At 62.5% G+C, this 25228-nt stretch carries 22 protein-coding genes and 1 pseudogene; 20 read left to right on the plus strand and 3 right to left on the minus strand.

Annotated features, from left to right (window positions below):
• Window positions 1–79: 79 nt before the first annotated feature.
• The 3 genes from H3U89_RS05940 to H3U89_RS05950 all read left to right on the plus strand — a co-directional run bounded on the left by H3U89_RS05940 (window position 80) and on the right by H3U89_RS05950 (window position 3310).
• A complete protein-coding gene (locus tag H3U89_RS05940; protein WP_045935632.1) occupies window positions 80–793 on the plus strand; it encodes a DUF308 domain-containing protein in 714 nt (237 codons plus the stop codon).
• Window positions 794–896: 103 nt separating this feature from the next.
• Window positions 897–1673, plus strand: coding sequence for a type I methionyl aminopeptidase (map, locus tag H3U89_RS05945; protein ID WP_029678693.1), 777 nt, complete (start codon window positions 897–899; stop codon window positions 1671–1673).
• Between the two features lie 347 nt (window positions 1674–2020).
• Complete coding sequence (locus H3U89_RS05950) at window positions 2021–3310, plus strand: citrate synthase (protein ID WP_198180598.1); 1290 nt, start codon at window positions 2021–2023, stop codon at window positions 3308–3310.
• An 18-nt stretch (window positions 3311–3328) separates the two neighbouring features.
• Here H3U89_RS05950 and dapD read toward each other — a convergent pair whose 3' ends face one another.
• Window positions 3329–4288: a 2,3,4,5-tetrahydropyridine-2,6-dicarboxylate N-succinyltransferase gene (gene dapD, locus H3U89_RS05955; protein ID WP_198180285.1), complete on the minus strand. Its 960-nt coding sequence runs from the start codon at window positions 4286–4288 to the stop codon at window positions 3329–3331.
• Window positions 4289–4435: 147 nt separating this feature from the next.
• Between dapD and H3U89_RS08460 the strand changes: the two genes are divergently transcribed.
• From H3U89_RS08460 to ftsE, 3 genes and pseudogenes are all read left to right on the plus strand, one after another.
• The gene (locus H3U89_RS08460) at window positions 4436–4567 is read left to right on the plus strand and encodes a hypothetical protein (RefSeq protein WP_258326683.1); all 132 of its coding nucleotides are present in this window, start codon (window positions 4436–4438) and stop codon (window positions 4565–4567) included.
• Between the two features lie 107 nt (window positions 4568–4674).
• Entirely contained in the window at window positions 4675–5808 is a 1134-nt protein-coding gene (prfB, locus tag H3U89_RS05960) for a peptide chain release factor 2 (RefSeq protein ID WP_198180283.1), read from the plus strand.
• Between the two features lie 97 nt (window positions 5809–5905).
• Window positions 5906–6937 (plus strand): annotated as a pseudogene (gene ftsE / locus H3U89_RS05965) (cell division ATP-binding protein FtsE); the annotation flags it as partial.
• 635 nt (window positions 6938–7572) lie between these two features.
• Here the strand turns inward: ftsE and H3U89_RS08550 are convergent.
• Entirely contained in the window at window positions 7573–7692 is a 120-nt protein-coding gene (locus H3U89_RS08550; RefSeq protein WP_155805034.1) for a twin-arginine translocation signal domain-containing protein, read from the minus strand.
• 15 nt (window positions 7693–7707) lie between these two features.
• Here H3U89_RS08550 and ftsX point away from each other — a divergent pair, with 15 nt between their 5' ends.
• The 9 genes from ftsX (at window position 7708) to H3U89_RS06015 (ending at window position 18802) form a co-directional block, all read left to right on the plus strand.
• Window positions 7708–8631, plus strand: coding sequence for a permease-like cell division protein FtsX (gene ftsX / locus H3U89_RS05975; protein WP_154312669.1), 924 nt, complete (start codon window positions 7708–7710; stop codon window positions 8629–8631).
• Between the two features lie 85 nt (window positions 8632–8716).
• Window positions 8717–10141: a CHAP domain-containing protein gene (locus H3U89_RS05980; protein WP_198180281.1), complete on the plus strand. Its 1425-nt coding sequence runs from the start codon at window positions 8717–8719 to the stop codon at window positions 10139–10141.
• A gap of 92 nt (window positions 10142–10233) precedes the next feature.
• Entirely contained in the window at window positions 10234–10710 is a 477-nt protein-coding gene (smpB, locus tag H3U89_RS05985; protein WP_198180273.1) for an SsrA-binding protein SmpB, read from the plus strand.
• A gap of 286 nt (window positions 10711–10996) precedes the next feature.
• Window positions 10997–11935, plus strand: coding sequence for an ABC transporter substrate-binding protein (locus tag H3U89_RS05990; RefSeq protein WP_198180264.1), 939 nt, complete (start codon window positions 10997–10999; stop codon window positions 11933–11935).
• Window positions 11936–12042: 107 nt separating this feature from the next.
• On the plus strand, window positions 12043–13017 hold the full coding sequence (locus H3U89_RS05995) for an amino acid ABC transporter permease (protein WP_198180262.1): 975 nt from the start codon (window positions 12043–12045) through the stop codon (window positions 13015–13017).
• Between the two features lie 16 nt (window positions 13018–13033).
• A complete protein-coding gene (locus H3U89_RS06000; RefSeq protein ID WP_198180261.1) occupies window positions 13034–13846 on the plus strand; it encodes an amino acid ABC transporter ATP-binding protein in 813 nt (270 codons plus the stop codon).
• Window positions 13847–13933: 87 nt separating this feature from the next.
• A complete protein-coding gene (gene glmS, locus H3U89_RS06005; protein ID WP_198180595.1) occupies window positions 13934–15826 on the plus strand; it encodes a glutamine--fructose-6-phosphate transaminase (isomerizing) in 1893 nt (630 codons plus the stop codon).
• A gap of 9 nt (window positions 15827–15835) precedes the next feature.
• Window positions 15836–16588 (plus strand): pseudouridine synthase, encoded by a 753-nt coding sequence (locus tag H3U89_RS06010; RefSeq protein WP_198180260.1) that lies wholly within the window; start codon window positions 15836–15838, stop codon window positions 16586–16588.
• A 111-nt stretch (window positions 16589–16699) separates the two neighbouring features.
• Window positions 16700–18802, plus strand: a complete 2103-nt coding sequence (locus H3U89_RS06015; RefSeq protein WP_198180259.1) for a beta-galactosidase — start codon at window positions 16700–16702, stop codon at window positions 18800–18802.
• On the opposite strand, the gene H3U89_RS06020 is transcribed toward H3U89_RS06015, so the two are convergent.
• On the minus strand, window positions 18759–19556 hold the full coding sequence (locus H3U89_RS06020; RefSeq protein WP_198180258.1) for a type III pantothenate kinase: 798 nt from the start codon (window positions 19554–19556) through the stop codon (window positions 18759–18761). The two genes, H3U89_RS06015 and H3U89_RS06020, sit on opposite strands and share 44 nt — an antisense overlap.
• Window positions 19557–19701: 145 nt before the next feature.
• Here H3U89_RS06020 and H3U89_RS06025 point away from each other — a divergent pair, with 145 nt between their 5' ends.
• The 5 genes from H3U89_RS06025 (at window position 19702) to H3U89_RS06045 (ending at window position 24997) form a co-directional block, all read left to right on the plus strand.
• The gene (locus H3U89_RS06025) at window positions 19702–21348 is read left to right on the plus strand and encodes an ABC transporter substrate-binding protein (protein ID WP_232345558.1); all 1647 of its coding nucleotides are present in this window, start codon (window positions 19702–19704) and stop codon (window positions 21346–21348) included.
• A gap of 2 nt (window positions 21349–21350) precedes the next feature.
• Complete coding sequence (locus tag H3U89_RS06030; RefSeq protein WP_198180257.1) at window positions 21351–22328, plus strand: ABC transporter permease; 978 nt, start codon at window positions 21351–21353, stop codon at window positions 22326–22328.
• 77 nt (window positions 22329–22405) lie between these two features.
• The gene (locus H3U89_RS06035; protein WP_232345752.1) at window positions 22406–23377 is read left to right on the plus strand and encodes an ABC transporter permease; all 972 of its coding nucleotides are present in this window, start codon (window positions 22406–22408) and stop codon (window positions 23375–23377) included.
• On the plus strand, window positions 23368–24162 hold the full coding sequence (locus H3U89_RS06040) for an ABC transporter ATP-binding protein (RefSeq protein ID WP_198180256.1): 795 nt from the start codon (window positions 23368–23370) through the stop codon (window positions 24160–24162). The genes H3U89_RS06035 and H3U89_RS06040 overlap by 10 nt, the downstream gene beginning before the upstream one ends.
• The gene (locus H3U89_RS06045) at window positions 24149–24997 is read left to right on the plus strand and encodes an ABC transporter ATP-binding protein (RefSeq protein ID WP_198180255.1); all 849 of its coding nucleotides are present in this window, start codon (window positions 24149–24151) and stop codon (window positions 24995–24997) included. The genes H3U89_RS06040 and H3U89_RS06045 overlap by 14 nt, the downstream gene beginning before the upstream one ends.
• Window positions 24998–25228 lie beyond the last annotated feature (231 nt).

A 25228-nucleotide genomic window follows, 5' to 3' on the forward strand; every position in this document is an offset into this window, starting at 1 on the left:
TGCCCCCGTGGTGATTTAAACTTGGAAGGCGGTGACAGGACGGCCGCCCGGTCGCCCTGAGCGAGTGAAAGAGGACGGTATGACGGATCCCATGCAGGGCGGTCAGCCCAATCAGTACGGTGGTCAGGATTCTTCGCAGAATAACGGCCAATACCAGAATAATTATGGCCAGAATAATTATGGTCAATATGGGCAATACCCCGGCTACCAGGGGCGCCCGCCACGGATGGATCCATTCTCCATGATCGCCGAGGATCTGGGATTCAAAACCCTGAGGGCCATCCGCACCATCATGGGCGTCATGGGCGTGATTGGGGTCATCCTGGGCCTGGCCCTGCTGCTCAGGCCGGACAAGACCCTGATCGCCGTGACCGTGGTGCTGGGTATCTACTTCATCATCTCCGGCGTGGTCCGTCTGGCCACCTCCATCGTGTCCAAGGGGCTTCCCGGCGGCTGGCGTGTGTTGGGTGTCCTCTTTGGCGCCCTGATCGCCGTCGGCGGTATTGTCATCGTCAGGAACACGGCCCTGTCCGCTTCTGCGCTGACCCTACTGGTCACCATTATTGTGGGCATCAGCTGGATCATGGAGGGCGTGATGAGTCTGGCAGCCTCCTGGGGGCTCCCGCATTCAGGCTGGGCCATCTTCTCGGGCATCGTATCCATCATCGCCGGGATCATCGTCATGATCTACCCGCTGAGCTCCGTCATCTTCCTGGTCATCTTCAGCGGGTGTGCACTTCTGGTGCTGGGAGTCGTCTCCATCATCAGGGCCTTCACCTTCGGCCGGAACTGAGAGCCGGACTCGTCCGACTGACCCGATAATACTGAGAGGTAGTACTTGGGCAGGATCCTGAGGGGCGGCACCCGCGGGCACCAATTATGAAAGGACGCAGAGGATGATCGAGCTCAAAACCAAGCAGGAGATCGAACAGATGAAGCCGGCGGGCAGGTTTGTCGGCAGCATCCTCAAGGAGCTCAAAGCCATGAGCAAACCCGGGGTCAACCTGCTGGAGCTGGATGACTACGTCAAGGACAGGATCAACTCCCGTAAGGGAGCCACCTCCTGCTACGTGGACTACGCACCCGATTTCGGCACAGGCCCCTTCGCCCACTACATTTGCCTGTCCGTCAACGATGCCGTCCTGCACGGGGTGCCCTATGACTACAACCTCAAGGACGGCGACCTGCTCTCCCTGGATCTGGCCATCAATGTGGACGGCTGGGTGGGCGACTCGGCCATCAGCTTCGTGGTGGGTGAGCATGCCGATCCAGAGGATCTGCGGCTGATTCGGACCACTGAAGAGGCCCTGAAGGCGGGCATCGCCCAGGCTCAGCCAGGTAACCGCCTGGGCGACATCTCCGCTGCAGTCGGTGAAGTTGCCCATGAAAACGGATACAGCGTCAACCTGGAATTCGGTGGACACGGGGTAGGGCGAATCATGCATGGCGATCCCCACGTGCCCAACGATGGCACTCCTCATCACGGCTACAAGCTGCGCCCGGGCCTGGTCATCGCCATTGAGCCTTGGTTCCTGGCGACCACAGATCAGATTTACCAGGATCCCAAGGACGGGTGGACCCTGCGTTCTGCAGACGGATCGCGGGGCGCCCACAGCGAGCACACCATCGCCATCACCGAGCAGGGACCTGTCATCCTGACGACCAGGGACTGAGTCGAAGGCCGTCCGAGGCCGAAATCAGACTATAGGGACCCAGGAATGTCCACAATGTGGATGCTCCCGGGTCCCTCTTTGATGCCGGCCCTGTTTGATACCTGCACTTTCTTCCCTGCCCTGTGCCGGCACGCTGATGCGGGGACGAAGACGGCACTGGCTTGGACCTGCGCGTCGTTGGTGGAGGTGACGGATTCATGCTTGTGGTTACAAGCCGGTAATCGAAGCCGTGGTTGTTTCTGCTAGCATGTCGGCAATTCCACGCCGGTACAGGTGCCGGTAGCCTGATCCGGCCTGGCCGTCGACTCTCACTGGCACCTCACTGGTTGATCAACAGGAGGTGCGTGGTGTCTACAGCACGGTTGTCCATCGATTCCGAACAGGTTGATCTTCCCCTGGTTCGCGCCACCGAAGGGCCCGACGGCATTCTGGTCTCCTCCCTGCGCAACGACGGCTGGGTCACGCTGGATCCCGGCTTCCAGACCACGGCCCAGTGCGTCTCGGGAATCACCTTCATTGACGGCAAGCGGTCCATACTGCGCTACAGGGGCTATGCCATAGAGGATCTGTGCGCCCAATCCAATTTCCTCGAAGTGGCCTGGCTGCTGTCCCACGGTGAGCTGCCTGATGCCGAGCAGTACCAGCGGTTCCGCAGCCATGTCCTGGGTTACACGGTCGTAGGGGAGGACTTCCGCCATCTGCTCTCGTCCTTCCCGCGCCAGGCTCATCCCATGAGTGTGCTGGCTGCGGCGGTCAATGCCCTGGCTGGCTTCCACCCGGACACCTGCAATGTTGACGATTCCGACCAGCTGGATGAGGCCAGTGCCATCATCATGGCCAAGGTGCGCACCATCGTCTCCCTGATCCACCGTCGTCGCCGTGACCAGCCGCTGCTCTACCCGGACAGGACCTGGGGCTATGTGGAGGACTTCCTGCGGATGAGCTTCGCCATGCCCTACCAGCCCTATCAAGCCGACCCTCTCAAGGTGCAGGCCCTGGACAAGCTTCTGATCATCCATGCAGACCATGAACAGAACTGCTCCACCTCAGTGGTCCGGATTGCCGGATCGGCCCGGGCCAACCTGTATTCGGCAGTGGCTGCCGGCATCAATACCCTGTCAGGTCCCCTGCACGGCGGCGCCAACGAGGCCGTGCTGCGTCAGTTGAAGAGCATACGTGATTCCGGTCTTGGTGTGCGGGGCTATGTGGAGCAGGCCAAGAGCGAGGGGCGGAAAATAGCGGGTCTTGGCCACCGGGTCTATAAGTCCTATGACCCGCGCGCGGCCATTGCCAAGCAGTGGCTCTACAAGCTCATGGACGAACCCGACCAGGACAGGAATGCCGAGGATGCGGAGCTCTTCGACGTGGCTCTTGAGCTGGAGGACCTGGCACTGCACGACGACTACTTCGTCGAACGCCACCTCTATCCCAACGTGGACTTCTACACCGGGCTCATCTACCGCGCCATCGGCTTCGACCCGGAGATGTTCACCACGCTCTTCGCATTGGGACGCATCCCCGGATGGATCGCCCAGTACCGGGAGATGCTGGACGATCCCGACACGAAAATCGGTCGTCCCAGGCAGGTTTATACCGGTCAGGGCCCACGCGACTACCTGCCCATGGAGCAGCGCTGAGCCCCATGACCGCCGGGCTCAGTTGGCGTGCAGCCGCTCGTTCAGCTCGATGCCCTTCTTGCGGGGCAGGGCTTTGACCTGGCCAGTGCGGGAGTCGCGGATGAAGAGCAGATGATCCCGTCCGCTGAGCTCCGCCCCCTTGACCACCTGATCGCCCAGGCCGATCTTGGTGCCGGCGGTGACGTAGAGCCCGGCTTCGACAACGCAGTCGTCGCCCAGTGAGATACCGATGCCGGCGTTGGCCCCCAGCAGGGAGTGCTGACCGATGGAGACCCGATGGCGGCCTCCGCCGGACAGGGTGCCCATGATGGAGGCTCCTCCGCCGATGTCCGAACCGTCGCCGACCACGACCCCCTGTGAGATCCGGCCTTCGACCATGGAATGGCCCAGGGTTCCGGCGTTGAAGTTGACGAAGCCCTCATGCATGACCGTCGTTCCCGGTGCAAGATGGGCGCCGAGCCGAATCCGGTCGGCGTTGCCGATGCGGACTCCCTCGGGAACCACGTAATCCACCATGCGGGGGAACTTGTCCACGCTCAGCACCGTTACCTGCGTCACCGGGATGCCCGGCATGGACCGGCTGGCTGCAGCCATGACCTGTGACCGGCGCAGGGCGAAGTCCTCCACGGCGAAGGGTCCGTAGTTGGTCCAGACCACCGTGGTCAGTTGTTCGAAGATCCCGTCCAGGTTCATGCTGTTGGGCGGGGTCAGGCGCATGCTGAGCAGGTGAAGCCGCAGATAGGCGTCGGCGGCATCGGCTATCGGGCCATCCAGATCAGCCACGGTGAAGACCGGCACCCTTCGGATGCCGCGGGCGTCGGGCTGGTTGTGTACCTGGTCGCCGAAGTCGTGGTTGGGGCGGTCCGCCGGGGTCGGCGGTGTGGAGATCTCGGCCTTGGGGTACCAGACGTCCAGGGTCCGGCCCTGCTCGTCCTGGCTGGCCAGGCCCCAACCCCATGCGGTGCGTGCTGTGCTCATCGTTCCTCCTTCAGGCGGTGCAGTCGTGTTGACATCAAGTTGTCTTACAGGATAAACCGCTCGACGCTCAAATACAGGCGGTCCGTCCGGCAGTCGGGTCCGGATCGACACCAGCCAGGTCCCAGCCGATAGGTAAAATTACCGACTATGAGTGCCTACAGTCATGAGCGGGAGCGCCGGGAGCGTCGGCGCCGCAATACGGCCAGGGTGGTCTGCCTGGTCATCGCCGTGGCTCTGCTGGCCAGTCTTGTCATCCCGGCCATCTTCAGCGGCCTTTGACCCGGTCCGTCCGGTCGGCGGGAATCCGGCCGTCACAGGCAAAGGCACACAGGAATGAAGACGGTGGTCGGCTCGTGCGGAGCCGGTCCGGAAAGCGGTGAGACGGTATGGCAGAGATGGATTTTGCTCAAGCATTGGAGCAGGCCAAGGCCAAGTACGAGATGATTTCCAAGGCGCTGGACCCGGATGGTCTGCGCTCGCGGATTGCGGATCTGGAGCGTCAGGCCAGCGCGCCCGGACTCTGGGACGACCAGGAAAATGCTCAGAAGGTGACCAGCAGGCTCTCGGCCCTGCAATCCCAGCTCAAGCACCTGGAGTCCGCATCCTCCCGGCTGGATGATGTGCAGGCCTTGGAGGAGCTGGGCCAGGAGGAGCATGATCAGGACACCCTGGTGGAGGCCCGCAAGGAGATCGACTCTTTGAGATCCGACCTGGATGACATGGAGATTCAGACCCTGCTGGACGGGGAGTACGACGAGCGCGCTGCCGTGGTCACCATCCGCTCGGGCGCCGGCGGGGTGGACGCGGCCGACTGGGCGCAGATGCTCCTGCGCATGTACATGCGTTGGGCTGAGCGGCATGGCTTCTCCACCAAGGTCATGGACACCTCTTACGCGGAGGAGGCCGGCATCAAGTCGGCCACCTTCCAGGTGGATGCCCCCTATGCGTATGGGCGGCTGTCAGTGGAGGGCGGCACCCATCGTCTGGTGCGGATCTCGCCCTTCGACAACCAGGGCAGGCGGCAGACCTCTTTCGCCGCCGTTGAGGTCATCCCCCTGGTGGAGCCCACCGACCACATCGACATCCCCGACTCGGACATCCGAGTGGACACCTACTGCTCCTCCGGCCCAGGCGGCCAGGGTGTCAACACCACCTATTCGGCCGTGCGCATCACCCACCTGCCGACCAACATCGTGGTCACCATGCAGGATGAGCGCAGCCAGATCCAGAACCGCGCGGCTGCCATGGCTGTTCTTCAGTCCCGGCTGCTGGTTCTGCGGCACGAGGAGGAGGCCAAGAAGAAGAAGGAGCTGGCCGGCGACATCAAGGCCAGCTGGGGCGACCAGATGCGCTCCTATGTGCTGCATCCCTACCAGATGGTCAAGGACCTGCGCACCGGATACGAGACCTCAGATACCCAGGGGGTCTTCGACGGTGACATTGACGCCTTCATCGAGGCCGGCATCCGCTGGCGGCATCAGCAGCGGGTCCAGGCTCGAGAGGAGGAAGCCAACAAGTAGAGCTTCGTCCGGCTCAGGTCCGGTCGGTGTTTCATGGGTGAGTAGTGTCGGTCTTCTTGATAGCCTCTGTATGGGAATACCGAGGAACGGAGTGTAAATGGCGTTGATTTCGCTCAAGGGCGTGACCAAGATTTACCCCAAGGGGTCCCGTCCGGCCTTGGATAACATCAGCCTGGATGTCAATCGCGGGGATTTCGTTTTTCTGGTGGGCGCCAGCGGGTCGGGCAAGACCACTCTGCTGCGTCTGCTCCTACGCGAGGAGGAGGCCACCGAGGGGGAGATCCGCGTGGCCGGCAACGACCTGCGACGTCTGCGCAACCGCGAGATCCCAGGGTATCGGCGTTCCATCGGTTTCGTATTCCAGGATTACAAGCTGCTCAACAACAAGACCGTATGGCAGAACGTGGCCTTCACGCTGGAGGTCATCGGTGCCCGTCGGTCCACCATCAAGACCCTGGTGCCTCAGGTGCTCAAGACAGTGGGGCTGACCGGCAAGGAGCACAACTACCCCCACGAGCTTTCCGGCGGCGAGGCCCAGCGCGTGGCTCTGGCCAGGGCCTACGTCAACAACCCGGAAATTCTGCTGGCGGATGAGCCCACCGGCAATCTTGATCCCACCACCTCCCTGGGCATCATGGAGGTCCTGGACGCCATCAACAGGACCGGCACCACTGTGGTCATGGCCACCCACAACGAGGAGATCGTCAACTCCATGCGCAAGCGTGTGGTGGAGCTGCATACAGGTCGGATCATGCGTGATGAGGCCCACGGCTCCTATGATTCTTCCCGCTTCTTCCCCGATGCAGAAGTGGCTGCACGCTCCCATCATGCCATCGGGGATCCCGCTGATGGCGATGCCCTGGATCGTGTGCGTAAGGCTGGAGTTGCAGGGCGCCGTCCGGTGCAGGTCGTTGTGCAGGATGGGAACAGCTCGGCCACCGAGCCCATCGCGGATGGGACCAAGGGGGCCAAGCAGGTGGTCCAAGCGGTTGCACAGGCCGTCAACCAGGGTCAGTATGGCGACGAGGGGATCGCGCGTCTGGCCAAGTCCATGCATTCGGGCAGAACCGGGCGTTATGGACAGGTCTTTACCTCGGTGGAGGACACCCTGACCTGGGGCAAGGGTCTGGGCAGCCTTGAGTCCGCCCAGGAAGATTCCGGTCAGCACGAAGACGCCGGTGTAGGGCAGCCCGATCGGAGCAAAGGCTCTGACTCGGATGAGCGGTTCCGCAGGCCTGCGGCCCAGGGCAGCCAGGGTCGGTCAGGTCAATCGAGTGACGGTTCCAGGGACAGGGACCACGACAAGGCAGGACATGCCCATACAGAACGTACAGCTTCCAGAAAATCCCCCAATCCTGCCCGTGGTTCGGATGCTGTTCAGCCCAAGGCGACCGCTGAAGGCAGGCCCCAGGATCGGCAGACCGAAGAATCGGGGAGCAGGCAGCGGGACGGGAAACGCGGCGATGACAGCAAGGGTCTCGCGCATGACGAACGCAATCGTGATCGAGGTCAAAGAGCGCCCAAGAAGGACGACAAGGCCAATGACCGACGATCGATGAAAGGTTCTTCTGCCAAGACCTCTGATAGTGGACAACGGTTCAAGAGGCCCGATCAGTCTTCGGAGTCCGATGGCTCCAGCCCGGCAGAGCCGACCGGCAAATCAGATCAGACTGCAGGCCGGAAGAAGCAGGACGTCCCCAAACCCTCAAAACAGTCCTCCAACAAGGCCAGGGCCGATAAAAAGGTCTCAATGAGCGAAAATCATCATGATGCTGAGCCCATGGGGGCCCCGCCGGCTCCTCCTGCTCCGCCTGAAGCCCCCAAGGCGGCCAGGAAGTCCCGTCGAGAGAACGAAGCACAGGTTCGGGATGAGCATGATGACAAGAAGAAGGCGGCACGATGAGACTGCGGTTCATCCTTTCCAGCACCTGGGACAACCTGCGCCGCAACGGGTCCATGATCCTCTCGGTCATGCTGGTCACCTTCATCTCCTTTCTGTTCATAGGTGCCTCGGGCCTCATGCAGGCTCAAATCAGCAAGGCCAAGGGAGACTGGTACGACCAGGTGGAGGTGGTGGTCTGGCTCTGCCCGGACGGCACCAGCCAGGCGGCCTCGTGCGCGACCGGCAAGGCGCCCACCAATGACGAGATCGTCAAGCTGGAGAACACCATCAATACCGAGCTGAGCGACTCCGTGGCCAAGATCACCTATCAGAGCCGTGAGGACTTCTTCAAGAACACCTTCCTCAAGCAGTACCCTGACGGTACCTACGAGGGAAGGACCATGACCGCGGCGGACATGCAGGGCTCCCTGCGGCTCAAGCTCAAGGACCCGACCAAGTACCAGGTGGTTTCCGAGGTGCTGTCCGGACGCGATGGGGTGGAGGAGGTCTCCGACCAGCGTCAGATATTCGACCCCGTCTTCAAAATCCTCAACAGGGCCACGGCGGTTACCTTGGTCCTGGCCGTGGTCATGGTGATTGTAGCCATTCTGCTGACCGGTACCACCATAAGAATGAGCGCTGCTGCACGTCGGAACGAGACGGAGATCATGAGACTGGTGGGAGCCTCCAACTGGACCATCCGGCTGCCCTTCATCCTGGAGGGCGTGGTGGCCTCCCTGCTGGGTTCGCTTCTGGCTGTCGGAGCCCTGAGCGCCATCGTCAAGCTCTTCATTACCGACTGGCTGGCTCGCACGGTCCAATGGATGCCCTACGTGGACCAGTCCACGGTCCTGCTCATAGCCCCAGCCTTGATTCTGGGGGCCATGCTCTTGTCCGCACTGGCCTCCTCCATCTCCCTGCGACGGTATTTGCGGACCTGATTTGTGGCGACCGGCCAATCGATTTGGGACGCAATCTCTGTCATAATGATGACTAGCATGGATAGTGATAGTGAGGGACTTGACCATGAATCGTACCAAACGGTGGGAGGCTATCTGCGGCCTCGTCGGATCGTTGGCCATGATGCTGGGCGGCGGAATCCTCGGACTGTCCGTAGCGCCTGAACCGGCGCGTGCCGACTGGAGCAGCTACCAGCAGAAAGTCCAGAACCACGCGGCCCTGAAGAGCAAGCTGGCTGGTGTCAGCGCCCAACTTGCCAACCAGATACTGAGTCTCGATGATCTGACCTCCAATCAGATTCCGGCTGCGCAGCAGAGTGCCATCGATGCCCAGCAGAAGGCCGAGCAGGCCGACAGCCTGGTCCAGGCCACCAACGATCGCCTGGAGGCGGCCCGCAAGGATCGCGCAGATCTGGAGGCCAAGATACGTCAGACCGGCCTCGATTATGACGATGCCAAGGCTGGCGTGGCTCAGATGGCCAGAAAGAGTTTCCACGGGTCCGAGACTTCTCAGATCATGGACGTGGTGACCAAGTCTTCAAGCACCCAGGACTTTGTAGACAAGATGCAGTCCGATGCGGCTGTGACCAGGTCCGAAGCCAATACGGCCAATGATGCGGCCAACACCCTCAACTCCTCCATGAACCGTAAGCAGCGTCTGGAGGCCATCGAGGAGCAGATCAGCACGCTGAAGGCCAAGGCTGACCAACAGCAGGCGGTAGCCCAGCAGGCTGTAGCGGCGGCCCAGGCCAAGCAGGACCACCTGCAGGCCCTGCGTGACCAGGGGACCGCAGCCCGCAAGCAGCTGGAGAGTCAAAAGGCTGCCCTGACCACACAGTCGGCACGTGAAGCCGCAGATATCGTGGCCACCGAATCCATGATCGACTCGCTGAACACCGGCAATCCGGGCGGCAGCGCCGACCCGCATGCCGGAGGAGCCCAGCAGATCAGCAATGGCGGCGGATCCCGTCCGGCACGGAATCCACGGCCTGCCCCGCCCAGTAACAATGGCGGCGGTGGTAATAGCGGTAGAGGCAACGGTGGCGGTGGCGGCGCCTCCGGCATGAATTATGCAGTGCCGGGCAGCTGCCCATCAGGTTCCGGATTCTGCTATGGCCATAGCACCGGTAATACAGTGGGTGGCAGCGCCTACCCCGCACGGCAGTGCACACTTTGGGCCTATATACGCCGTTCGCAGCTGGCTCTGCCTGTGGGCTCATATCTGGGCAATGGGGCTGAGTGGGCCGGTAAGGCTCGTAGCCTGGGCTATTTTGTCAACAACACCCCCCATGTCGGTGCCGTCATGGTCTTCGCCCGTGGCCAGCGGGTCACTAGTTGGAACGCCAACTGGACCTATGGCCACGTGGCTGTGGTCGAGCGGGTCAATGCGGATGGATCGGTGCTCATCTCCGAAGGGGGCACCGGCTTCGCCGCCTTCCCCACCTATGAAACGGTCTATGGGGCAGGCAACTACCAATACATTCATTACTGATGCCGATGCGGGCCAGGTCCGCCACTTGGAACGATATTATCGCTGTCCGGAGTGCCAGGTAGCCTCCTTGGCGCGATCAGGAGGAGGATATTATGGCTAAGGAAACCGGCACGTCGATGATCGCTCAGAACCGCAGGGCCCGTCATGACTACCAGATTGAGGATCGGTACGAGGCCGGCATCGCGCTGACCGGGACCGAGGTCAAGTCTCTGCGAGAGGGGCGTGCCTCCCTGGCCGAGTCATTCGTCAGCATTGACCGGCGGCACGAGGTCTGGCTGGAGAACGCCAATATCCCTGAATACCTCAATGGCACCTGGAACAACCACGCCCCCAAGCGTAAGCGCAAGTTGCTCCTCCATGCCAAGCAGATCCTTCGCTTGGAGCGGCAGATTCAGGCCAAGGGCTATACGATCGTCCCTTTGAGTCTGTATTTCAAGGACGGCAAGGTCAAGGTGGAGATTGCCGTGGCCCGAGGAAAGCGCGAGTATGACAAGCGCCAATCCCTGCGGGAGGAGCAGGATCGCCGTGAGGCCCAGAGGGCCATGCGCTACCGCAACCGGCGGGGCTGAGCTCTCGGATAAACCTACCGAATTTCCTGAGTCTCATAACGACCCACAGTCGCACACAAAGGTCTTCCTGTTCTATACAGATTCGACACGCCCGGAGCTGATGGCGATCGACAGTTTCGAATAGCGCCTTTGGCCTGCTATAGAGCCAAAAACACCAGGATAAGCGATCTGCAATATCTAGTTAACCTTCATCTGTATGCATAAAAATACAAATGTGTGCATAATAGTGCATGTCAATCAAGAGCAATCAGGGGTCGCTTCGGGGCGGTCCGGAAGAGGAGAAGACATGGGCAAGATCAAGGCGGTGTTGGCGACGGCTCTGAGCATCACCCTGCTGGCCTCCATCGGAGCCTGCGGAACCACAGACGAGGCGGACACCAGCAGTGCATCGGGCAAGGCCACCACCAGCTCCCACCCAGCGGCTTTTGACGTCAGCGGTATCAAGAAGGATCCGGCCATCGCGGCCAAGGTGCCCGAGTCGGTTTCCAAGGACGGCAAGCTGACCGTGGGTATGGAGACCTCATATGCGCCTGGCGAGTTCATGAGTGAGGATGGAAAGACCCCGATTGGTTTTGACGTGGACCTGTCGAACGCCATTGCCAAGGTCATGGGGCTCGATGGGCAGATGGTCAGCGCCTCCTTCGATACCATCATCCCGGCCATCGGCAGCAAGTATGACGCGGGCATCTCCAGCTTCACCATCACCAAGGAGCGGATGCAGTCGGTCGACTTCGTCACCACCTTCAAAGCGGGTACGGCCTTTGCCGTCAAGAAGGGCAATCCCTCCAAGATCAACCCTGACGACATCTGCGGCGTCAAGGTTGGCGTGCAGACCGGGACCATCGAAGAGCAGCAGGCAACCGACAAGATCTCGGCCGAGTGCAAGGCCAAGGGCAAGAAGCCGGTGGACGTGCAGTCCTACAAGCAGCAGACCGATGCCGCCACGGCAGTGGTCAACGGCAAGATCGACGTCTTCTATGCCGACTCTCAGGTGACCGGGTATGCCATCAAGCAGACCGACGGCCAGCTGGAGAAGCTGGGCAAGGACACCGACATCGTTCTGCAAGGTGCCGCCCTCAAGAAAGGCAGTGGCATGGCCGAGGCCACCCAGGCGGCTCTTCAGAAGCTGATTGACGACGGCGTCTACGCCAAGATCCTCAAGAATTGGGGCGTCCAGAGCGGTGCGGTCGAAAAGGCTGAGATCAACCCTGCGGTCTCTGACTGAGGCAAGGCCAGGCGCGGGTCGTCACACCGGGCGACCCGCGCCTCAGCAGGTGGTTCGGCCAATGGATCGGGCCTGAACAAGTACAGCGGTGCGGAAGGAAGCAGGAGATGCATACCAAGAAGGGGACGGACCAGATTCAGATCCCCGGCAGAATACATGCCAGGCCGGTGCGCAAGCCGGGGCCGATCGTTGCTGCCGTCATCGTGGCCATCTTCGTGGCCATGCTGATCCACGGTATGGTGACCAATCCCAACTTCGATTGGCCCACGGTCTGGAAGTACCTGTTCAACGAGCACGTCCTGGACGGCATCAAGTGGACCCTTCTGCTGACCGTCTACGCCATGGTCCTGGCCACAATCCTGGCCATCATCCTGGCGGTCATGCGCAAATCGTCCAATCCGGTCCTGCGCTGGGTCAGCTGGTTCTTCATCTGGTTCTTCCGCGGTACTCCTGTATATACCCAGCTGGTCTTCTGGGGCCTGCTTTCCGTGCTGATTCCCAAGCTGGCCATCGGGATCCCCTTCGGTCCCGAATTCTGGAGCATCGATACCAAGACCGTGCTGAACGCCACCGTGGCCACGGTGCTGGGCCTGGGACTCAACGAGGCCGCCTATCTTTCCGAAATCGTGCGTGCCGGCATCGAGGCTGTGGACCCCGGCCAGGAGGAGGCAGCCAAGGCACTGGGCATGCCGCCGTCCATGATCATGCGGCGGATCGTCCTGCCTCAGGCCATGCGCATCATCGTGCCGCCCACCGGCAATGAGACCATCGGCATGCTCAAGACCACATCCCTGGCTCTTGCCGTGCCCTTCACCCTGGAACTTCAGTTCGCCACCAACGCCATCGCCAACCGCATCTACAAGACCATCCCGCTGCTGATTGTGGCCTGCATCTGGTACCTGGTCATCACCTCCGTTCTCATGGTCATCCAGGCCCAGCTGGAAAAGCACTATGGCAAGGGCTTCGACTCGCGGCCCCTGGCCGGGTCGGGGACCAAGGACGGCAAGGATGGCGAGGACCCGCAGACCCGTCAGGAGACTGACAAGGTCAACAAGGTCATGATGGCCGGGCTGAACGCCTGAGCGCAGGAGGAGAATCATGGACGAGGACAGGCAGATCAAGAAGGACGGTCAAGGCGGCAAGGATCCGGCCATCGTCATCAGGAATGTGCACAAGGTATTCGGCGATCAGCATGTGCTGCGGGGAATCAACCTGGAGGTCATGCCCGGCACGGTGACGGCCGTCCTGGGGCCTTCCGGTTCAGGCAAATCAACGCTGTTGCGGTTGATCAACCAGCTGGAGACCCGCACAGCAGGTGAGATCTATGTGGATGGTGAGCTGACCGGATACCGGAAGATCGATACCGGCAAGGGTCCTGTGCTTGAGACCCTGGACGACGAGGCCATTGCCAGGCAGCGATCCAAGATCGGTATGGTCTTCCAGCGTTTCAACCTCTTTCCTCATATGACCGCAGTGGAGAACGTCATGGAGGCGCCGGTCCATGTGGGCCGGATTCCTAAAAGCGATGCCCGCAAGGAGGCACAGGCCCAGCTGGAACGTGTAGGGCTGGAGGACAGGATGGACTACTATCCAGCCCAGCTCTCCGGCGGACAGCAGCAGCGTGTGGCCATCGCACGAGCACTGGCCATGCACCCTGACATCATGCTCTTCGACGAGCCCACCTCGGCCCTGGATCCGGAGCTGGTGGGGGAGGTCCTGGGGGTCATGAGGCAGGTGGCTCAACAGGGCATGACCATGGTGGTGGTCACCCATGAGATGGGCTTCGCCCGCGAGGTGGCCGAGCAGATCGTCTTCATGGACCAGGGTGTCGTGGTGGAGCAGGGTGGCCCTGACATCATCGACCATCCTCATACCGAGAGGTTCGCTGGGTTCCTGCATACCGTGCTCTAGAAGCAGGTGCGGTTCAGGTTGTAGAAATTCCGGCAAGAAGCCTTCCGGATGGTCGGCGGCGGAATTCCCGTGGCTAGACTGGGGCCCATGTGCGGAATCGTCGGTTATGCGGGATCAGTACGGACGGCTTGCGGCAGGCCCCTGGAGGTCTGCCTCAAGGGTCTGGAACGCTTGGAGTACCGGGGCTATGACTCGGCCGGAGTGGCCCTGGCTGCCCCTGGGATGGCGCGGGTGGCCGTGCGCAAGAAGGCCGGGCGCCTGGGCAATCTGATTGCAGATCTGAAGGCCAAGCCCATGCCCGAGGCCACTGTGGGCATCGGCCACACCCGTTGGGCCACCAATGGCGAACCCACCGACGTCAATGCCCATCCCCACGTCAGCCGTGACGGCAAGGTCGCGCTGATCCACAACGGGATCATCGAGAACGCATCCAGGCTGAGGCTGGACCTGGAGACCGAGGGGTTCACCTTCGTATCCTCCACGGACACCGAGGTGGCCGCCAAGCTTTTGGGCAAGATCGCCCAGGAGATTATCGATGCCACCGGCCAGCCCGACATCTTCGAGGCCATCAGGCGGCTGGCCCGCATGCTCAAAGGGGCCTTCACCATACTGGCAGTGGACTCGAGGCAGCCCGATCTGGTGGTGGGAATCAGACATGATTCACCCCTGGTGGTCGGCCTGGGGGACGGAGAGAACTACCTGGGCTCCGATGTAGCGGCCTTCGTGGCCTATACCCGCCAGGCCATGGAGCTGGGGCAGGACCAGGCCGTCTGCATCAGCGCGGACCAGGTCCTGGTCACCGACTTCCAGGGGCATCCTGTGGAGCATCCCCGACGCTACACCATCGACTGGGATGCCTCAGCCGCCGAAAAGGGCGGATGGGACTCCTTCATGGACAAGGAGATCCACGAGGACCCTGCGGCGGTCTCCAACACCCTGCTGGGCCGGTACGACGAGTCGGGCGACCTGGATCTGGACGAGGTCCACATCGATGAGGAGGTCTTCCGCCAGATCGACAAGATCATTGTCGTGGCCTGCGGAACGGCCTCCTATGCGGGTCTGGTGGCCAAGTACGCCATCGAGCACTGGGTCCGCATCCCGGTGGAGGTCGAGCTGGCCCATGAGTTCCGCTACCGTGATCCCATTCTGACCCCGCGCACCCTGGTCGTGGCCATTTCCCAGTCCGGGGAGACCATGGACACGTTGATGGCGCTCCGGCATGCGCGAGAGCAGGGTTCACGGGTTCTGGCCATCTGCAACACCCAGGGGTCGACCATCCCCAGGGAGTCCGACGCTGTACTCTACACGCACGCCGGCCCCGAGGTGGCTGTGGCCTCCACCAAGGCCTTCCTGGCCCAGATCGTGGCGGCCTACCTGCTGGGGCTCTACCTGGCCCAGGTCAAGGGGACCATGTACCGGGACGAGATCCATCAGACCATCGACAACCTCAAGGCCATGCCTGCCAAGATCCAGAAGGTGCTGGACAGCCAGGCCGAGGTCATCAGCCAGACGGCTCAGCGCACGTCCAAGGCCCGTTCCTTCCTCTTCCTGGGGCGGCATGTGGGCTATCCCGTGGCACTGGAGGGGGCGCTCAAGCTCAAGGAGATCGCCTACATCTTCACGGAAGGATTCGCCGCCGGCGAGCTCAAGCACGGCCCGATCGCCCTGGTGGAGCCGGGGGAGCCCGTGGTGGTCATCGTCCCCAGTGCCCGGGGCCGCAATGTGCTGCACGACAAGGTCATCTCGGCCATCGAGGAGGTCAAGGCCCGCGGCGCCTTCACCATCGTCGTGGCGGAGGAGGGCGACCCGGATGCAGGCCGCTATGCTGACGTGGTCTTTTGGCGGCCGCCCTGCCCGACCCTGCTCAGCCCCCTGGTGGATGTGGTCCCCTTGCAGCTGTTCGCCCTGGACATGGCCCGGCTCAAGGGCCTGGACGTGGACAAGCCCCGCAACCTGGCCAAGTCGGTCACGGTGGAATAAGGGCGGCCCATGATCGTCGGGTCCGGGCAGCGGGGGCATCGGATCGTTCTGGAGGAACCGCCGATCCCTTTCGAGCCCAGGGTCATCTACGAGGATCAACGCATCATCGTGGTCGACAAGCCCCACTTCCTGGCCACCATGCCCAGGGGGATGTGGTACGCGGGCACTGTGCTGATTCGAATGTGCCAGCTGTACGGGGAGCCCGACATCATACCCGCCCACAGGCTTGACAGGGCCACTGCCGGCGTGCTGGTCCTGGTGCGCGACCCGGCTGCCAGACGGGCCTACCAGATGCTCTTCCAGGAGCATCGCGTGAGCAAGGTCTACCAGTGCCTGGCGCCAGTGCGACCCATGGTTCGTCCGCGGACCGGCACCGTGCGACACCTGGATCCGCCCCGGGTCTTCCCGCTGGAGCGTCGCTCCAGGGTGATCAAACGTCGGGGGATTCTCCAGGCCTGGGAGGAGCGTGGGCCCGTCAATGCCATCACCAGGGTCGAGCTGACGGCGGGCCGGGGATGCCTGGCCACCTACACCCTCTATCCGCAGACGGGCAAGACCCATCAGCTTCGGGTGCATATGAACTCCTTGGGCCTGCCCATAGTGGGCGACGACCTTTACCCCAGAATCCGGACCCGGTCCTATGACGACTTCTCCCGGCCGCTGCAATTGGTGGCCCGTCGCCTGGAATTCACCGACCCCTACACCGGGGTCAAGCGCACCTTCACCTCCTCTGTTCCCTTGGATCCTCAAGGAGAAGCCTGAACAGTCAGCCTGGTGGGACATAATGGTCAGGGGGATCCCGGAGCCGCGGGACGACGTGGACGCGGTAGGCATCCCCGTCCGAGAATCCAGACGGACCAGGAGGTTCTACCCATGAGCAAACCGACAAGGCGGGCCTATCGATGGCCCAAGCATCTCAAGGGTCAGCAGTCGCTCTGGTACGGATGCGACTACAACCCCGACCAGTGGCCCGAGGATGTCTGGGATGAGGACATCAGGCTGATGACCAAGGCTGGGGTCAACGTGGTGGCCCTGGCGGTCTTCTCCTGGTCGCGTATTGAGCCCAGCCAGGGTGTTTTCGACTTCGATTGGCTGGATCGGATCATCGACAAGCTCGGCCGGGCAGGCATCGGGGTCAACCTGGCCTCGGCCACGGCCACGCCGCCGCTCTGGCTGACCCAGGCCCATCCCGAAGTTTTGCTCAGGGACGAGCGAGGCGATACTGTCTGGCCCGGAGCCCGGCAGCACTGGCGGCCCACCTCGCCGGTCTTTCGCTCCTATGCCTTGAAGCTCTGTCGGGCCATGGCCGAGCACTACCGGGACAACCCCTATCTGGTGGCCTGGCATGTGGGCAATGAGTATGGCTGTCACAATCGCTTCGACTATTCCGACGATGCCATGAGGGCCTTCCAACGCTGGTGCCGCCGCCGCTACAAGGACATCGACGCCGTCAACCGCGCCTGGGGCACGGATTTCTGGTCGCAGAGGCTGAGTGACTTCTCGCAGATTCTGCCTCCGCGTTTCATCGGCCAGGGGAATTTCCAGAATCCAGGCCGCATGCTGGACTTCGAGCGGTTCAGCTCCGACGCCCTCAAGGATTTCTATATGGCCGAGCGGGACACCCTGGCTGAGATCACCCCGGATATACCTTTGACCACCAACTTCATGGTCAGCGCCGGCGGATTCGCCCTGGACTACGACGACTGGGGCGACCAGGTGGACTTTGTGGCCAATGACCACTACGCGACGCCGGGCAGGGATCATCTTGAGGAGCTGGCCTATTCCTCCAGCCTGGTGGACGCCATCGCCCGCCGGCGTCCCTGGTGGCTTATGGAGCAGTCCACATCGGCGGTCAACTGGCGGCCGGTCAACCCCCGCAAGGAGCCGGGACAGCTGGAGCGCGACTCCCTGGCTCACCTGGCACTCGGTGCTGATGCCATCTGCTACTTCCAGTGGAGGCAGTCCCGGGCTGGCGCGGAAAAGTTCCACTCGGCCATGCTGCCTCATGCCGGCGAGGACACGGCTGTTTTCCGTGATGTCTGCCAGCTGGGAGGGGACCTACAGGGGCTCTCGCAGGCTGGTTTGGCCGGCACCACGCTGGCCAAGGCCCCGGTGGCCCTGGTCTTCGACTACGCAAGCCAGTGGGCCAGTTCCCACGCAGCTTCGCCCAGCGATCGGGTCGAGCACGGCCAGGAGCCGCCGGTCTGGTACCGGGCCTTTCTTGACAACGCCATCCGACCTGATGTCCTGCCGGTCAGGGCCACCTGGGAGGAGTATCCGCTCGTGGTCCTGCCAGCCCTCTACCTGATTGACGCCGATCTTTCCAAACGGCTGCACAAGTATGTACATGGTGGAGGGCGGCTGATCGTCACCTGGGGCAGCGGTATCGCCGACGAGCAGGACCGCGTCTGGACCGGCGGGTATCCGGGGCCGCTTCGGGACCTGCTGGGGCTGTCGGTCGAGGAGTTCGCGCCCATGGCTCCCGGCACTCCCGGTCTGCTGGACCATCTGGACCTGACCGACGGGGTTACGGCCCACGATTGGGCCGATGTCATCGGCCACCTGGACAAGGGCACCAAGGTTCTGGCAAGTTACCGGGCGGATCCCTGGACGGGGATGGATGGCATGCCGGCCATGACCGTTCACGACTGGGGTCACGGCAAGGCCGCCTATCTGGGTTGCCGTCTGGACGCCCAAGGTCTGGCCAAGGTCCTTCCTGCCCTTTTGGAGGCCATGGATGTCGCCGATATGAGGTCGGCCCAGGGCGACCCCGATCTGTTGAGAGTTGAGCGGGTCAGTCAGGATGACCGGACGCGTTTCGTCTTTCTGTTCAACAGAACCAGGCATCCGGTGCAGGTTCAGGTGGAGGGCCGGGTCCTGGTGGGTTCACTGGCCAGCGTTGGCGGGGATGGCAAGCAGGCCAGTCTGCAGGTCAACGGTGCGCTGGTGCAGCGTGTGGTCGGCCATCGGCATTGAGCTGGTGAATCCTGTGCATGCCGGCGAAGATCAGCTCGGGGTCGTAGACCTCGATCAGGTCGGTGTCCTGTGAGAAGGTGCGACCCATGCCGCCCGTGGCCACCACGTGGAAGTCCCGGCCTATCTCGCTGCGGTACTGGCGGATGATCCGCTCCAGGCCGCCGAGGAAGTTGTAGTAGAGCCCGGCCTGCATGGCCGTCCTGGTACCCGTGGCCATGATGGTCTGCGGACGGGTGATCTCGACCTGGGGCAGCTGGGCGGTCTGGCCGGCAAGGGCCTGCGCCCCCGAGCGGATGCCCGGCACGATCAGGCCGGAGCGGATGGCACCCTTGGCATCCACATAGTTGAAGGTGGTGGCCGTGCCGAAGTCGATGACCAGGACCGGCCCTCCGTAGCGGTGGAAGGCGCCCACGCAGTCGGCCAGGCAGTCGGCGCCCAGGGAGCGCGGGTCGTCCAGCCGGATGTTCATGCCTGTCTTCACGCCGGGGCCCACCACCATGGGGTCGATGGAAAAGAAGCGGATCAGGCAGGACCTCAAGGCGTGCATGACCGCGGGAGCCACCGATGAGATGATGGCATCCTGCACATCCGCAGTCCTGTAGCCGGCCAGGGCCATGAGCTGCCTCAGCAGAAGCCCGAACTCATCGGCCGTGTGGTCGATTCTTGTGGTCAGTCTGTAGGAGGCGGCGACCCGGTCGCCCTCCATGAATCCGACCTCGATGTTGGTGTTGCCGATGTCGATGGCCAGCAGCATGTCTCTTCCTCCCTGCCGTCGTCCGGGCGCGTGGCGCTTTTCGAATCCATCCTAGGCGCATAAGCCTGGGTGATGGCTTCGGGGAGTATGCTTGTGGGCGGTGATCGACCAGAATGGCGGTCAACCACAGCATAAGGATTCGTCAATGAATGCAGATCGACACGGCACGCATGCCCATGGCAGCGTGACCGCAGCAGATACAGAGGCGGCCCAGGAGCCAGGCCCCAGCACTGACCCCGAACTCAACGCCAGGATCAGGCCCATGAGGTCGGGTGGCAACACCCTGCCCTGGAAGCTGCTCAGTCTCATGCTGGCACTGGCCTTGGCATTCTCCCTGTGGACAGGGCATCGTGGTACTACTGGCCAGGCCGAGGGCGGAACTGTGGCGGATACGGTCACGGTGGGGCTCAAGCTGGCTCCCACCAATCTGGACATCCGCAACCAGTCGGGCACAGCGCTGGATCAGCTTCTGATCGGCAACGTCTATCAGGGCCTGGTGTCACGGGATTCTCGGAACCGGGTGCGTCCGGGCCTGGCCAGGACCTGGAATGTCTCCGAGGACGGCCTGGTCTACACCTTCCACCTGCATGAGGGCATCCGTTTCTCCAACGGTCATGCTCTTCGGGCCCAGGACGTGGTTGACTCCATTCGTGGGCTCATGGAAGGCCACTATCAGGGCAGCGAGATGCTGGAGGGCTTCCAGGGCGTTCAGGCCTTGGATCCGCTGACGGTGCGCCTGACGCTTTCCAGACCCTACCAGGACCTGCTCTGGCAGCTGAGCGGCCGGGCTGGCCTGGTCTTTGACCGGCGGGCCCATTACGACATGAAGACCCAGGCCGTGGGTTCCGGCCCATATCTGCTGGAAAGCTTCCGCCCAAACGACTCGGTCACGCTCAAGGCCGATCCGCACTACTGGGGGAGCGACAAGCCTAAGACGCCAACCATCGTCATCCGTTACCTCAATGACGACAATGCTGCCGTCAACGCCCTGCGCAGCGGGGATGTGCAGGTGCTGGCTCCGGTCACTGAGAATCTGGCCAGCCCCTTCCGGAACAGTCCCGATTTCCAGGTCAAGGCGGGCGACGACACCGACAAGTACGTCCTGGCCATGAACGGCAGGGGCGCCGCCACATCCGACCCACGGGTGCGGAAGGCCATCCGCCATGCCATCGACCATCGGCAGCTGATCGCCTCCCGGGGCGGATCGGACAGGGCCCTGGGCGGCCCGATACCCTCCCTGGATCCCGGTTATCAGGATCTGACCGGGCTCTACCCCCACGATCCGGAGCAGGCACGGAGGCTTCTGGCCCAGGCCGGGTACGGTCCCGAGCACCGGCTCAAGCTTCGGCTGACCTACGCCAATACCTATGGCAGCGAGTTGGGCGATCAGTTGCGCTCGCAGCTGCGTCAAGTGGGCATCGACCTGGATGTCCGGGTGGTGGAGTTCTCGGTCTGGCTCCAGGACGTGCATGCCAACAAGGACTACGACCTGTCTCTGGTGGATCATGGCGAGAGCCACGACTTCCATCAGTGGGCCAACCCCGGCTACTACTACAACTATGACAATCGTCAGGTCCAGGAGCTCTACCAGAAGGCCATGGCCACGACCTCCGCCGATGACTCCGACAGGCTCCTGGCCCAGGCCGCACGGATTGTCAGCAGCGATGCGGCGGCGGACTGGCTCTTCAACTACCGGGTGACCACGGCCTGGCGGACGGGGCTGGAGGGCTTCCCGGTCGACCTGAATCAGTCCCTCATGCCCTTGTCCGACGTGACCTACAGACGGGGGTGACCATGGCCAGATTCCTGATGCGCCGTCTGGTGCTCTTCATCTTGGCACTGATGGGCATCTCCCTGCTGATCTTCCTGGCACTGCGCATCCTGCCCGGTGACGTGGCCGCCGTCATGGCCGGGCTGGATGCCCCTCCTGAGCGTGTCTACCGGCTACGTCGGCAGATGGGCCTGGACCGCTCCTATCCCCGGCAGTATCTGGATTGGATCAGCGATTTCCTCAAAGGAGACCTGGGCAGGTCCATTCTGACCAACCGTTCCATCGCCTCCCAGGTGGGCATCCGGGCCCAGATCACCTTCCCTTTGATTCTTTTGGGACTGGGCGTGGCCCTGCTGCTGGGCATACCCCTGGGTTGTGCGGCAGCTCTGGCGCGCTCGCCTCGGATGCAGTCCTTCAGCCACATGGCAGCCATCGTGGGCGGATCCGTACCGGCCCTCTGGTCAGGACTGCTGCTGATCATGCTCTTCGCCAAGGGCAGTGGGCTGATTGGTCTGCTGCCCTCCCAGGGCTTTCCTGCTCTCGGCTGGGCTCAGCCGGGCCAGGCCCTGGCGGCTTTGATCCTGCCTGCTGTGTCCACCGGCATCATTGTGGGCGCCGGCATCATGCGATACACCCGTTCCCTTTTGGGCGACATGCTCTCTTCCGGGTATGTGGACATGGGCATGGCCTGCGGGATGACCCGGACCCAGGCCGCCCTGCGCATCGGTCTGCGGCTGGCTTCCCCCCAGCTGGTCTCGGTGGTCGGGCTGACCATGGCCGAGATGATCACCGGGGTCATGGTCAGCGAGAACCTGTTCGCCCTGCCGGGACTGGGCTCCATGCTGATCACAGACGTGGGCAACCGGGATCTTCCGGCCGTTCAGTCCGAGCTGCTTCTTCTGGCGGCCTTCTTCCTCTTCCTGGGACTGCTGGTGGACGTTATCCATAGATTGATCGATCCGCGTTTTCGAGGTGCGGCAAGGCAGGAGGTGGCTGACTGATGAGTTGGGAGCATACTGACAGGCCTCGCCTGGGATCGCGGGTCGCCTTCCCCGGCCGACTGGGATTCCTCGGACGGATGCGGGTGGTGCTGGCCAGCATGTGGCGCAAGGCTTCGGGGCGATACTCGCTGATTGTTCTGGCCATGTGGATCCTGTTCTCCCTGGTCTCCAGGTTCTGGACCCCGGTCCCTATCTGGACCATCGACGGATACCGGATCTGGCAGGCCCCCAGCCGCGACCACCTTCTGGGAACGGACGGCACCGGGGCAGACATCCTCTCCTGGCTGATGGCGGGGTCGGCAACCAACCTGGCCATCAGTCTTCTGGCGGTTCTCCTGTCGGGCCTATTGGGCCTCCTTCTGGTCATGGCCATGGTCTCGCGCCGTTCCGGAGTATCGCAGACGGTCGTGGTCCTGGTAGATGCCCTGATTTCCCTGCCTACGGTTCTGCTGGCCCTGATTCTGGCTGTCCCCCTGGGGCCGAGCATCGTCGTGGTCGTCGTGGCCTGCGGATTCGGCTACGGACTCAACCTGGCCCGGATTGTAAGGCCCCAGGCGCTCCTGGCGGCGGAATCGGACTATGTGCAATCCGCCCGGCACAGCGGGGTCGGGTCCTTCAGAATTTTCTGCACGCACCTGGTGCCCAATGTCATTCCAGTCCTGTGCGTGCAGCTTTCCATGTCGGCGGGGACCTCCGTTCTGGCTGAAGCTGGGTTGACCTACCTTGGGGTTGGCGTCCCCTCCGGCCTGCCCTCCTGGGGGCACTCGCTGACCACCTCGGTCAAGTTCATCAACGTCTTTCCACTGACCGTGCTCTGGCCCGGCCTGGTGGTCACCATGGTGGTGGTGGCGCTGAACCTGTTCGGTGATGCCCTGCGTGATGCCATCGATCCGGTCACCAACCCCGGGCTCAGGGCCGCCGTGGCTGCCGCCGGACGGTCGGCTCTCCGGTCTGGGGAGCGCCAGGAAACGTCTGCGCAATCAGATGACTCTGGTCATCATGTCGAGAATGCGATCCGTACAGGTGAGGGAGACCAATCATGTCGCTGAATATTGACGGCCTGAGTCTGTCCATCAATGGCCGCACCATTCTTGATCGGGTGAACCTCAGGGTGGCGGATGGACAACGGGTCGGCCTGATCGGCTCCTCAGGCTCCGGAAAGTCGATGATCGCCCGCAGCGTCCTGGGCACCGCACCGCTGACGGCCTCCCTGTCCGGTTCCATTCTGGTGGACGGGCTTCAGATTCTCGGCTCCGATGACCGGTCCCTGGCGGACCTGCGCGGTTCCCGGATGGGCATGATCTTTCAGAATCCTTCCACGGCCCTGAACCCGGTCAAGAAGGTCTACAGCCAGGTTGAGCTTCCTCTCCGTCGCCACTATCGTTTGAGCACCCAGGAAAGGCACAGGCGGGTCATGGAGATATTGGCCCAGGTCGGGTTGGATGCGGATCTGGCCGGCTCCTACCCACATGAACTGTCCGGGGGCCAGCAGCAGCGGGCGGCCATAGCCACAGCCCTGGTCACCAAGCCCAGACTGATTCTGGCAGACGAGCCGACCACCGCCCTGGATGCCGTCACCCAGCGGCAGATCGTGGATCTGCTGGTTTCCCTGGTCGACCAGAGCGGGGCCTCCCTGCTGTTCATCACCCATGATTTCTCGGTCCTCGCCAGGGTTGCCGATTACTGCTACATCCTTGATGCAGGGCGAGTGGTGGAAAGCGGGAAGACGCAGAGCATTCTGCACAGCCCATCCAGTCCACAGGGCAGGACCCTGGTGGGGGCGGCCAGAGAGCTGACGCTGCGCGCAGATGGAGGCAAGCATGGGGACTACTGACGTTGCACATGCCGATCCGATCCTGATCGGGAAGGGCCTGACCAAGATCTATGCCTCAAACGGCAGCGACGTGGCTCGAAAGGCTGCGGTTGACGGAATCGATGTCTCGCTCATGCCGGGGGAGTGCTTGGCGATTATAGGGGAGTCGGGTTCGGGGAAAACCACGCTTTCCCGTCTGCTCCTGGGTCAGTTGAGGCCTGATGCCGGGCAGGTGGCGTATCAGGGCAGTCCTGTTCTGCGTGGTTCTGCGGCCGCCAGGTCGCTTGCCCGAGATTCCGCCCTGGTCTTCCAGAACCCCTTTGCCTCCTTGGATCCCCGGTGGACCATCGGCCGGTCAGTCGCCGAACCCCTTCTAGCTGCCGGGCGTAGGAGGAGCGGACACCTATGGCATCGTCGTCAAGATGGGACAGACCTTGCTGATCGGGTGGCCAAGGTCTTGTCAGAGGTTCAGCTTAACCCAGACAGGTTCATGACGGCTTATCCGTCGGATCTGTCCGGAGGCCAGGCCCAGCGGGCGGCCATAGCCCGGGCCCTGGTCGTCAAGCCCCGGATACTCCTGGCCGATGAGCCCATGAGCGCCATCGATGTATCAGCACGCGTCGGGATCCTCCATACCCTTCAATCCATCATGGCCCAGTCCAGGCAGCAGGCCAATCCTTCCAATGGCATGTCCATGATCATCATCTCCCATGATCTGGGCGTGGTCCAGCACATCGCGGACAGGGTCATGGTGCTCAGCCAGGGGAGGGTGGTGGAGGAGGGGCCGGTGCAGACCATCCTCGATCACCCCAGTCAGTCCTATACCCGTCAGCTGCTGGCAGCTGCGACCCTGTAGGCGTCCGCGCTTATACGGCATCCTGGCTAAGCAGAATTACATGAGGGCATGTCCGTTCTTGCTGGGATGAAGTAGGGCAGCGGAAGTATCTGCGCAGAGCAACCGGGCGGATTACGACTGCATTTGATTTGACGGTTGGAAAAACAAATCGTAGACTGTTGGTTAGTCACTCAAGTAACTAAGTAATAAACAGTTGTAAAGGTCCTAATTCGGCACTCCGAATCAAGGCAG

It is taken from the genome of Bifidobacterium sp. W8104 (assembly GCF_016100735.1).
GTDB classification, from domain to species: Bacteria; Actinomycetota; Actinomycetes; order Actinomycetales; family Bifidobacteriaceae; genus Bombiscardovia; species Bombiscardovia choladohabitans.